The organism is Limnoraphis robusta CS-951, from assembly GCF_000972705.2.
Map to the genome: position 1 here is coordinate 1 of NZ_LATL02000021.1, position 11,077 is coordinate 11,077.

Consider the following 11,077-nt stretch of genomic DNA (forward strand, 5'->3'; position numbering starts at 1 on the left):
CTTCATGATCAAGCTCAATTGCTTTATTCAAGGATGCTAATGCTTCTTCATATCGCTGAAGTTTCTTAAGTGCTAATCCTCTATTTCGCCAAGCATCTAAATTTTTAGGATTCAACCTAATTGCTCGATTAAAAGATATAAGGGCGTCTTGAAAACAGTTGATTTTAGCTAATGCCAAACCTCTGTTGTACCAAGCCTTAAAATTATTTTTATTTATTTCAATTGCCCGATCAAATGAGTGAATAGCATCTTCATAAGAATTAATATAATCCAAAAGGATTACCCCTTTGATTAACCATATATTTTCATTATTTGTTTCTATTTCAAGTGCCTGATTTATTGATTGTAAGGCTTTATCTTTTTGACCAAGTTCTGCAAGACATATACTCTGTGCAGCCCAATCTTTTGCATCACCTCGAATTTTTATTAAATTTTGTGCGGAGTTTAAAGCACTTTCCAAATCACGCTTTTCTAAATAATTATTAAAATCTTGATCGTATTTGTCAGCTTTGTCAGCCAGTAATTGCTGAGTATCATCTTCAATTTTACTGAGTGCGTATGTAAGATAATCTCGCTCAATTTTAGCATCAAGCGGAAGAACTTCTAATCGCTCTTTTAATTCTTGTTGAGTGAACCAAATCCTTAAAAAGTCTACAAATAACTTAATCGGTTCGCCTTGCTGTTTCTTAGCTTCCAAGCAAAAACGCATCATTGTCTCTTTGACTTCATAGTAGGATTCACGTCCATACATTTTTGAACACACATAACCCATTTCTGATAACTTTTTAAGCTGACTAGATGCCGTTTGATGGGTCATAAAGCAGCGTTGAGCAATTTCTTTAACGGTAACAGCAGTCCGAGTCTTGCACAAAAACTCAATAATTTTTCGTTGTTGATGTGAAATAGATCTCATTCGATCTTGATAATAAGGCGTGAGATCATCTAGAGTTCGCATAAAAGCTTCAACTAACTGATCGAGAGAATTTCGATGAGTTAAAAATTCTGAAAAAATAACATACAGGCGATGATTTCCACCAGCCAGATGATAAACAGCTTTAATACGATTAAATCCAGTTGTCTCCTTAATAAAATCCTCTAATTCTTTATTTCCCTTGAGCTTGGCAATTTTTGCGAGTAAGTCTCTCGCATCTTCCAACTTTAATTCTTCTAACTCTTTGTGATTAAAAAACTGATAAAATGTTGAACTCTTGCGTTTAACCGCATTGGGTAAACTTGATGCTGTGGCTAACATAAAACAGGGATTTTCTTCAATAAAGCCACGCAGTTGCTTTTGTCCCTCACTGTCCAACCCGTTTAACACTTCATCCAAGTTTTCTACTATTAACAGTAAAGTGCGATCGCCAATAAATTCTTTGAGAATAACTGAAGCTTCTTTCTCCATCGCATCGACAGATATTTCATAAAGTGACTCTATCGACGGGGGACAAGGTTGATCTGTTTTGGTGGACTCAACTTGCAAGGTATTAAAGATACAGATCAAAAAGTCCAGAAAAGAAGTAATACTCCATTCTTCCTCACTCAACCATGCAATAAATAGTTGTTTCTGAAGTTCCTCTCTCTCACGAATACGGTGATAAATGAGCGATACAAGATGAGTTTTCCCGATACCACGCGAACCCGTCAACAAAATGTGCTGTTTTTCACGACTGACAACGCTGCTGCGGATGCTTTCTATCAGTTCCTCGACTTGTGAGTGACGCTGGACAAAAATCTCCTCTAACACGCTGTGTTCCATCATTCTGGGGGTGTACCGCGAGAGTAAAGGTGCGTTCATGTCAGTGATTGGGTTATGTACACCAATATTATCGTATATTTTATAAAGGTACGTTATTTTTGTGTTGACATTGCTGAAATTCTGCTCTATCCTTACCATAGAAGCAATTGAACCTCCCTAGCTGGAACTAGAGAGGCTCTCAATCGCTTTAAATTGCAAACGAGTTACTGGTTAGCCCCAGTTGACTCATTTAGTGGTCTTTATAGACCAAAGGAATTTTCATGTATAAAAATGATAACACCAATCAGCTAATTTTGTTCAATCAAGCTGTAGAAGTGTTAGTGGAAGCTGATTGTAGTGTTAAACGTGCAGCAGAGTTAGTCGAATGTTCGGAAACGACTATTTACCAGAAAATACGCCAAAATCAATCCTATCAGCGTGAAGTTCCAACCGGGACATGGCGTGTCTACAAACCCGAGAAAAAAGATGGTTTGATTTTAGTCAATGTTGGGTTTGTTTTTTCTCCGTTAGATAAACATTGGCGACTAGCTGGACTCAGCTAGTTTTTATTTTTTCGGTTTAATTGTGAGTGGTGCGTTATGTTTGGTTAACGCCCACTTTGCTACAATTTTGAAGATTNTTTTAGTCAATGTTGGGTTTGTTTTTTCTCCGTTAGATAAACATTGGCGACTAGCTGGACTCAGCTAGTTTTTATTTTTTCGGTTTAATTGTGAGTGGTGCGTTATGTTTGGTTAACGCCCACTTTGCTACAATTTTGAAGATTTTTAAAATTAACAAATTATATGAGATAAAAAAGGAGATTAAAATGCGCTATGCAATTGTGATTGAAAAAGCGAAGGATAACTATTCGGCTTATGTTCCTGATTTACCCGGATGTGTAGCAACCGGAAAAACGATTTCTGAAACAAAACAGCAAATTGAAGAAGCGATTGAGTTTCATTTAGAAGGATTAAAAATCGAAGGTTTACCAATTCCTGAACCCACAACTATTTGTGATTACGTTGAATGTTTTTAGTCAAAGGAAACGATAATCTAAATTTTTGAATTGGGTGCATCTCGGACAAAAAACACTCCAATTTTTGAATTAGATGGGTATTGCCCACCTAACTCATACTTCCAGAGTAAAACACGTTTAAATGTCAGGTTCTATTCCTGCGGCTTTTAACTGTGCTGCTAATCGTTCTGCCCGGTTTTCAGCAAGTTCTGCACGGTTTTCAGCAAGTTCTGCACGGTTTTCAGCAAGTTCCGCTCGTTCATCTCCAGTTAATAATAAATTCCCTTGATTATCCCACCACCGCAACCAGGGAACGGTTGAATTTTGATATTGACCTTCCCAAATTCCCAGTTCAACTTCTAAGGGTGCGATCGCATAGTGACCCCGTTCATTGGGAGTCAACAATTCATAATGATCCTCAAACAGATGATAAACTTCTACACTTGCTTTTTTGACCTCATAAATTCCATAGAAAGCCGGACGAATCACCTGTTCATAAACCCAAAACTTACCCGGTTTTTGATTGCTAGAATTGAGGCGATAAAGGGGCGTTTTATCTCGTTCTTCTCTGCCATCTCCTGAGACGAATTCTAAGACAATTAAAGGAGGAACCAATTCTTGCCACAACACATAAGAACGACGAAATTCACCGTCTAAAGTGGGAGGGACATTGGGAACATAAAACCAGTCTGGTGCTTCTGCCCCCCGTTCGGGAGGATCTGTCATTCGCCAGTAAATCCCACTATCTTGACCAATACAATATTGTCCGTCGGGGTGTCGTCTTTCTAGAACAGGTTTAATAGAATCAGTCAGCAGAATGCTTTGAGGATGCTCTTGGAAGTTTTTCACAAACGTACCATCCGACTCTGGCAGTTGAGTATGGTCAGGAAAAGCCGTGAGTTCGTTGACTTTAGAAGTCATAGTCTTTTCAACGTTTTGTAATCCTGTCAGTATAAACAAATTTTAATTCAAAATTGGTGTAAAATAGACAGGGTTTCTAAAAGTTGAATGCTACCGTGTCAGAGTCTCCCTCTTTTTTACCTGCATCTTTATCGAACTTACCGAACCAACGATGGCACATTTTCCCCCCCCAACCTGAAAAAGCACAACAACTCGCTGAAGCCACCCAACTTTCACCGCTATTAGCACAAGTGTTGATTAATCGAGGGTTCGACACGGTTGAAGAAGCGACTGTTTTTTTAGATCCAGAGTCTCAGGCTTTACCAGCGCCCATTAATGAACTTCCAGACCTAGCAAAAAGTGTAGAACTTTTACATAATGCGATTATTCAAAACCAAAAAATAGCGATTTGTGGAGACTATGACGCCGATGGAATGACGAGTACCGCTTTATTAATGCGATCGCTTTCTATGTTAGGTGCAGATGTCAGTTATGCCATTCCCAGCCGCATGAAAGAAGGCTATGGGATTAATAATCGGATTATTGAAGAGTTTCATCAAGAGGGAATTAGCTTAGTTTTAACGGTTGATAATGGCATTTCTGCTTACGAACCGATTGCTAAAGCGCGAGAATTAGGCTTAACGGTGATTATTACCGATCACCATGATCTCCCCCCAGAACTTCCGCCCGCCCATGCGATTCTTAACCCTAAACTGATTCCTGAAACGTCTCATTATCGGGGTTTAGCAGGGGTTGGTGTGGCTTATGTGTTAGCGATTTCTCTGGCGCAAAAAATGGGTAAAGTTCAGGGTTTAGTGAATCCTTTATTAGAACTATTTACATTAGGAACGATAGCAGATTTAGCTGCTTTAACCGGGGTGAATCGTCGTTGGGTGAAACGGGGATTACAGCGATTAATGCGTTCGGAAATTCAGGGAGTTCAGGCGTTAATTGAAGTGGCTGGATTAAGCGGTTCAACTCGAACTATATCCGAAAATACAGATAATTTATCCTCAAATGAACAAACTAAAAAAGTTATTAAACCCGAAGATATTGGCTTTCGTTTAGGGCCAAGAATTAACGCCGTTGGACGCATTGCTGATCCGCAAATTGTGATCGAATTACTCACCACAGAAAACATGGGAATTGCCCTAGAACGGGCGATGCAATGCGAACAAATTAACCAACAGCGTCAACAACTTTGTGAAAAAATCGAACAAGAAGCGATCGCTTGGTGTGAGAACAGCAAAATAGATCTTAAAAAAGAGCGAGTTTTAGTTGTTGTTCAACCAGAATGGCATCATGGAGTAATTGGAATTGTCGCGTCTCGCTTAGTTGATCGTTATGGGGTTCCGGTATTTATTGGCACCTATGAAGAAGAAAAAGAAGACGAAGAAAATTTATCAGAAAAACCCTCTAAAAAAATTCGCGGTTCAGCCAGAGGAATTCCCGAATTTCATGTATTTGATGCCTTACAATCTTGTGCCGATTTACTGGGTAAATTTGGCGGACATAAAGCCGCAGGGGGATTTTCTTTGGTTGCTGAAAACCTAGATGAATTTCGCCAACGTTTGAGTCAGTTTGCTCATCAATGCCTAGAAATTGAACATTTAAAACCATTGATAAAAATTGATGTTCAAGCTAATCTTAAACAGATTAATTTNGTATTTGATGCCTTACAATCTTGTGCCGATTTACTGGGTAAATTTGGCGGACATAAAGCCGCAGGGGGATTTTCTTTGGTTGCTGAAAACCTAGATGAATTTCGCCAACGTTTGAGTCAGTTTGCTCATCAATGCCTAGAAATTGAACATTTAAAACCATTGATAAAAATTGATGTTCAAGCTAATCTTAAACAGATTAATTTTGCTCTCTATCATCAAATTGATCAACTCCATCCCTGTGGAATCGAAAATGATTCTCCTATTTTTTGGACTCCTAACGTTAGAATTGTTAAACAACAACTAGCCGGAAAAGAACATCTTAAACTCACGCTTTCTCAAGATTGTAGATCAGAAAATAAAATTACAGCACTACCGAGTTTAGACGCAATTGCATGGCGTTGGGGGGAATATTTTCCCTTACCCACTCAGTTAGATATCGCCTATAAACTCAGAACAAATGATTGGCAAGGTCAAACTTCACTGCAACTAGAAATTGTTGGGGTGCGACTTCCTCAAACCCCTACAGTTATAACACCCAAAACACAGAAAGTAGCTGAATTTTACTACAAAGATCGCANCTACCGAGTTTAGACGCAATTGCATGGCGTTGGGGGGAATATTTTCCCTTACCCACTCAGTTAGATATCGCCTATAAACTCAGAACAAATGATTGGCAAGGTCAAACTTCACTGCAACTAGAAATTGTTGGGGTGCGACTTCCTCAAACCCCTACAGTTATAACACCCAAAACACAGAAAGTAGCTGAATTTTACTACAAAGATCGCAAATATACTTGTAGCCTCTGCGATAGCGGTTCACTGACAGAACTAAGAATTCGCAATGCTGAAGGAAAAGTTCTTGCGATTCAGCAGGGACAAAAAACAGGTTTACTCGGAAAAAATCGACAGGAAGCGAAAATTGTTGATATTTCTGAACCTTTCTTTCACCACTTAATTCGAGCAGCTTGTCATGCTTTAGGAATGGGGGATGAATAGAAAACATAAGTTATTCTTCAGCTTTCGTTATCTTCATCGACTCTCAGACGATCACCTTGACCTATTTCCTCATTGATTTCTCGNAAGGAGAAAGGAGGAAGGAAAAGGGAGGTAGAGTCAGAAGGGACAAAAAACAGGTTTACTCGGAAAAAATCGACAGGAAGCGAAAATTGTTGATATTTCTGAACCTTTCTTTCACCACTTAATTCGAGCAGCTTGTCATGCTTTAGGAATGGGGGATGAATAGAAAACATAAGTTATTCTTCAGCTTTCGTTATCTTCATCGACTCTCAGACGATCACCTTGACCTATTTCCTCATTGATTTCTCGGCTTTCGGCTTCCATTCTCCTCTGTTCTTCTCTGCCAATCTCCTGATTGATCTCCCGTCGTTCTGCTGCTATTTCTGTTTGATTTTCCTCGGGAATAGTGATTTCTGAAATACGATTTTCAGACGGATTAAAAGGTTCTTCATCCATTGAAAATTCAGTGGCTTCTACTGGCTGATTGATCGGATCAAGAGCTTCAGATTCCGATTCAGGTTCAACTTGATGAATTTGAATTTGCTCAATACGTGGCCCTTCTGCTGAAACAACAGTAAATTCCAGATTTTGATAACGCAGTGTTTCCCCGACAGTCGGAATTTTTTGCAGTTGATAGATCAGAAAACCGCCTAAAGTCTGATATTCTTCAGTAATCGGAAGATCTAAGTCAACCAGTTCATTAACTTCTTCAATATCTAACTGAGCTTGAACTAAAAAAGTTTGCTCATCAATATATTGAAGTGTAATTTCTTCTGTTTCTGTCGGTTCTGAACTATCTCCAATAATTTCTGCAATCAAATCATTAATCGTCACTAATCCAGCCGTTCCACCAAATTCATCAACAATAATCACCATTTCTAGATGCGATCGCTGCATCAACGGTAACAATTCACTCAACAGCATTTGTTCAGAGACAAATCGAGCAGGGNCATCAATATATTGAAGTGTAATTTCTTCTGTTTCTGTCGGTTCTGAACTATCTCCAATAATTTCTGCAATCAAATCATTAATCGTCACTAATCCAGCCGTTCCACCAAATTCATCAACAATAATCACCATTTCTAGATGCGATCGCTGCATCAACGGTAACAATTCACTCAACAGCATTTGTTCAGAGACAAATCGAGCAGGGCGAATCCAAGATTCTAGCGAAGTTTCTGGAGAGAGCCGTCTTTCAGCTAAGGGTTTTGCTAAGTCTCTAAAGTCAATAATTCCCAAAATATCATCTAAAGATTCCCGCATAACGGGATAACGAGAATGATCCGAAACAGCCATTTCATCAAGCAAATTTTGAAAAGTCGCAGTGCTTGAAATTGCGATAATATTGGTTCGGGGAATCATTACTTCTTCCGCTAAAACATCCCCAAATTCAAACACATTATTGAGGAGTTCTCTGGCTTCAGCTTCTAAGCCCATCGACTCACTAGATGTTGTAATAATCAGTTGTAATTCTTCTGGGGTAACTCTTGTATAAGGTTGTCCGGTATATTCAATTCCACCGAGTTTTAAAAGCCAACGAGTGGATTGATTTAAGCCCCAAACAAACGGACTAAAAAAACGAGCGATCGCTAAACTTGGAGGGGCTAATAAACGCGAAAGTTGTTCAGGATACAGCAGAGCCAACGACTTCGGACATAGCTCACCCAGAACAATTTGCAAATAAGCAATTAACATAAACGTCAAGATAGGAATTGCTAGAGAATGAGCAATAATATCTTGAAAAACGAGAGGTAAACGAAGCGAAATGATTAATGATCGAATCGCCACTGCTAGCGTTCCCTCTCCGATCCAACCCAACGCTAAACTTGATAGCGTAATTCCAAACTGAGTCGTAGAGAGCAAAAGATCAATCCGTCGCTGAAGCCGTTGAACCGCCCTCGCCGGACGATCTCCTTCATCTACAAGTTGACTAATCCGCGATCGGCGGACAGAAACCATCGAGAACTCAGCAGTGACAAAAAAAGCGTTGATTGCAATCAGCAGAAATACTGACAACAATCGCACCAGCAAATCCTGGGAAGTCAGCGTCATTGTAGAAAAGTCACCCACATGAGTTCTATTAAAAAAAGTCGCACAAACATTAAAACTTATTTATCTCACAATTGGAATTCCAGACATTTTTAGCTCTAGTTTCTGATCGGGATAATCCGTCAAACTGATGGCTAATTCTTTAGCATTATCGAGCAGTGCGGTGGGAATACTCACCGTTCCGACATAGGTTTGGCTATCAGGAGGTAACTGTCCCGGTAAGTCATCAACACTCGCACTTAAAGCACGACCTTTATCATCCGTTACGTTCAAGAAACTATAGAGAAATCTGACCGAACTATCGCTTTCATTTTTAAGCTGTACGTTCAAAAGCAGCGAACTTCCAGTTTGACTCGCTGAAGTCACCTCTAGCGTTACCCCCTCATCCCGACTGACAATCGGAAAAGTAGATGAAGCGGCTTGCTGTTGGGGTTTCTGTTCAGGTTTTTGTTCGGCTTTCTGTTCAGGTTTTTGTTCAGGTTTTTGTTCAGGTTTTTGTGCGGCTTTCTGTTCGGTTTGCTGTTGGGGTTTATCACTGGCGGGAGCAGAAGCTGTTGTCTCATCATCTTTCCCTTCCATTCTCTTCTTCACATTCGCCAGAATGTCACCTTCTTTGAGCATTTTCACGCCATCAGTTTTGCGTTCGGTTTCTTCCTTTTTACCCGTTAGATTACTTGGACGTACATCAGGCTGAGTAATCTCTTTCAAAGCTTCCCGACCCAGTTTGTACCCCCAAGCCGAACTAAAAAACCCGGCTCCAAACATAAGCACAAGTAAAACGACGGTCATTATTACGGTTGAGTTCAATCCCATCTCCTGTAAGTGTCAGTGTGAGTGATCGTGATTGAGATTAGTTTCAATAGGATATAGTAGCAGGCTACGTCTCCTTTCTTTCTATTTTACCGTGCATCCCACGCACAAAAGCAGTTTGAGACTTTCCCGACTTCCTACATTATTNAGTAGCAGGCTACGTCTCCTTTCTTTCTATTTTACCGTGCATCCCACGCACAAAAGCAGTTTGAGACTTTCCCGACTTCCTACATTATTAATGGGTTCACCTGTCAGTTAACCAATAGGGCGTAAATTAATTGCCTTGAGAGTTCGCCAATACTGCTTTCTGGTCTCAAAATTTAACCCTTGATTTCACCATCAACATGGGGCTAGGGACAGATATATAGACTCTTTGATAGTTCTCTCTAACGACTTACTTTTATTCTTTCCTTTAAATAAGGTAAAGTCCTCATAGTCTTCACAAGCTATATATAATAGGGGTTTTAGTCTTCACAAAGTCCTCACACACTGTTCAATTTACCTCTAGTGAGTCCTCACACACAGTAAAAACACCCCTCAAGAGAAGGGTGCTTAACCTCTATGCTTAACTTTTAATTTTTCTACTGNCTAGTGAGTCCTCACACACAGTAAAAACACCCCTCAAGAGAAGGGTGCTTAACCTCTATGCTTAACTTTTAATTTTTCTACTGTCTCAGCTCTACTGTCTTTCTAACTGACTGGTCTGTTACCTCATCATTCAGAAAGGAGATAGGTAGGGACTGAATCAGTCGGTAACTTGGAACTGAGAAATAACCTGTTGCTGATTGTCTGAGTTGACCGGATGAGAGAAAACCTGTATCTACCAGTTCTCTCAATAATCTCTTAGTTGAGCTGGCTGACTCACCCCGATTGAGAACGTCTTTGAGAAGGAATGGGCGATCGCTAAACTTTTTCTGAATCATCACCAACAATCCNCATGGCCAATGATGTTTTAATCTAGTCTACCTGTTAGTAGGGTGTAGACACCTGTTAACAGATAGTGTTGACACTGTAGACACCTACCGTATACACTGTAGACAGGTAGTGTAGACAGGTGTAGACATGGCAAGTGAACTGATTAGCTTTAGACTCTCAAATAGTGAACTGGACTGGCTTAGAGGGCAGTGTGAACCGGGTGAAAGTCTCAATCTTGCAGCTAAGAGATTGTTACTATCCATCAGTCAATGTGTAGACACCCCTGTTAACAGTCCTGTAGACACTGTAGACACCCCTGTTAACAGTGTAGACACCCCTGATATAAGAGAGGAATTAGAACAGCTACAAACTAGACTGGATGAACGTTTTGAGGAGTTAGAGGAACGCCTGGGAAAGCTGAACGCCTGAGTGAAGAACTGGAAACACTCAGGCAATCTGTTAACAGTAGTGTAGACAGGTGTATACAGGTAGGTGTAGACAGTGTAGACAGTGGTGTAGACAGGTGTATACAGCTAGAAAATTGGTTGGCCAACACAGTCCCAAAACTAAAAAGGGAGAGGGGTTACACGTCCAACTCGGCAGGGAAGTTGATCAGGTCTATTGAGCAGTTGCGATCGCAAATTGCCCAAAATAAAACCCCTAACCATGATGGCTAGGGGCTAATATCACACCATTCCTTATTGGAGAAAGCGTCTGGAAAGAACTGTTCTCAGGTTAACAGGTGGCCGATCGCATTTACATGAATCAATGTACAGCGATACAGCAAAGTCAGTGTTTCAATGTACAGTGATCGCCAAACGAGAGACTGTTGAACTGGAAATGCGATCACATTACTCATCTGGCTCATCCTCTGAAGATCGGAGGGGGGTTTGATAAGTAGGTGGCAGGAATCCTGCTTTTTTATAAGACTCCAGTTCCTCTAAAACTCCTCTCAGTATCCAGTCAACGCAGG

11 protein-coding genes and 2 pseudogenes are annotated in these 11,077 nt (G+C 40.2%); 6 read left to right on the forward strand and 7 right to left on the reverse strand.

Features of this window, described 5'->3' with window-relative positions; genetic code table 11:
- The coding region (locus tag WN50_RS01715) for a tetratricopeptide repeat protein (protein WP_160315333.1) at positions 1–1,759 on the reverse strand (1,759 nt) is incomplete at its 3' end.
- A 257-nt stretch (positions 1,760–2,016) separates the two neighbouring features.
- On the opposite strand from WN50_RS01715, the gene WN50_RS01720 reads away from it, so the two are divergent.
- Positions 2,017–2,298, forward strand: a complete 282-nt coding sequence (locus WN50_RS01720; protein ID WP_046276522.1) for a hypothetical protein — start codon at positions 2,017–2,019, stop codon at positions 2,296–2,298.
- Between the two features lie 263 nt (positions 2,299–2,561).
- Positions 2,562–2,771 (forward strand): type II toxin-antitoxin system HicB family antitoxin, encoded by a 210-nt coding sequence (locus tag WN50_RS01725; RefSeq protein WP_046276524.1) that lies wholly within the window; start codon positions 2,562–2,564, stop codon positions 2,769–2,771.
- Between the two features lie 117 nt (positions 2,772–2,888).
- On the opposite strand, the gene WN50_RS01730 is transcribed toward WN50_RS01725, so the two are convergent.
- Positions 2,889–3,671 (reverse strand): Uma2 family endonuclease, encoded by a 783-nt coding sequence (locus WN50_RS01730; RefSeq protein WP_046276521.1) that lies wholly within the window; start codon positions 3,669–3,671, stop codon positions 2,889–2,891.
- Between the two features lie 95 nt (positions 3,672–3,766).
- On the opposite strand from WN50_RS01730, the gene WN50_RS01735 reads away from it, so the two are divergent.
- The 3 genes and pseudogenes from WN50_RS01735 to WN50_RS01740 all read left to right on the forward strand — a co-directional run.
- Positions 3,767–5,313 (forward strand): single-stranded-DNA-specific exonuclease RecJ (locus WN50_RS01735; RefSeq protein ID WP_049557608.1); only part of this gene is annotated, 1,547 nt, incomplete at its 3' end.
- Between the two features lies 1 nt (position 5,314).
- Positions 5,315–5,891: pseudogene (locus WN50_RS33670) on the forward strand (single-stranded-DNA-specific exonuclease RecJ); the annotation flags it as partial.
- A gap of 19 nt (positions 5,892–5,910) precedes the next feature.
- Entirely contained in the window at positions 5,911–6,309 is a 399-nt protein-coding gene (locus tag WN50_RS01740) for a hypothetical protein (protein ID WP_235440794.1), read from the forward strand.
- A 264-nt stretch (positions 6,310–6,573) separates the two neighbouring features.
- Here the strand turns inward: WN50_RS01740 and WN50_RS35680 are convergent.
- From WN50_RS35680 to WN50_RS35690, 4 genes and pseudogenes are all read right to left on the reverse strand, one after another.
- The coding region (locus tag WN50_RS35680) for a transporter associated domain-containing protein (protein ID WP_342586722.1) at positions 6,574–7,279 on the reverse strand (706 nt) is incomplete at its 5' end.
- A 1-nt stretch (position 7,280) separates the two neighbouring features.
- A pseudogene (locus WN50_RS35685) lies at positions 7,281–8,382 on the reverse strand (hemolysin family protein); the annotation flags it as partial.
- A gap of 60 nt (positions 8,383–8,442) precedes the next feature.
- Positions 8,443–9,168, reverse strand: coding sequence for a hypothetical protein (locus WN50_RS01755; RefSeq protein WP_200906183.1), 726 nt, complete (start codon positions 9,166–9,168; stop codon positions 8,443–8,445).
- Between the two features lie 686 nt (positions 9,169–9,854).
- Positions 9,855–10,124 (reverse strand): hypothetical protein (locus tag WN50_RS35690; protein WP_152964673.1); only part of this gene is annotated, 270 nt, incomplete at its 5' end.
- Between the two features lie 127 nt (positions 10,125–10,251).
- On the opposite strand from WN50_RS35690, the gene WN50_RS01760 reads away from it, so the two are divergent.
- Positions 10,252–10,533, forward strand: a complete 282-nt coding sequence (locus WN50_RS01760) for a hypothetical protein (protein WP_049557605.1) — start codon at positions 10,252–10,254, stop codon at positions 10,531–10,533.
- A 301-nt stretch (positions 10,534–10,834) separates the two neighbouring features.
- Here the strand turns inward: WN50_RS01760 and WN50_RS36795 are convergent, their stop codons facing one another.
- Entirely contained in the window at positions 10,835–10,963 is a 129-nt protein-coding gene (locus WN50_RS36795) for a hypothetical protein (RefSeq protein ID WP_281062622.1), read from the reverse strand.
- Between the last annotated feature and the right edge of the window lie 114 nt (positions 10,964–11,077).

Bases quoted from the DNA above. Each gene is read 5' to 3' on its own strand.
- WN50_RS01720 (WP_046276522.1), top strand. From the start codon at position 2,017: ATGTATAAAAATGATAACACCAATCAGCTAATTTTGTTCAATCAAGCT.
- WN50_RS01725 (WP_046276524.1), top strand. From the start codon at position 2,562: ATGCGCTATGCAATTGTGATTGAAAAAGCGAAGGATAACTATTCGGCT.
- WN50_RS01730 (WP_046276521.1), bottom strand. From the start codon at position 3,671: ATGACTTCTAAAGTCAACGAACTCACGGCTTTTCCTGACCATACTCAA.
- WN50_RS01755 (WP_200906183.1), bottom strand. From the start codon at position 9,168: ATGACCGTCGTTTTACTTGTGCTTATGTTTGGAGCCGGGTTTTTTAGT.
- WN50_RS01760 (WP_049557605.1), top strand. From the start codon at position 10,252: ATGGCAAGTGAACTGATTAGCTTTAGACTCTCAAATAGTGAACTGGAC.
- WN50_RS36795 (WP_281062622.1), bottom strand. From the start codon at position 10,963: ATGAGTAATGTGATCGCATTTCCAGTTCAACAGTCTCTCGTTTGGCGA.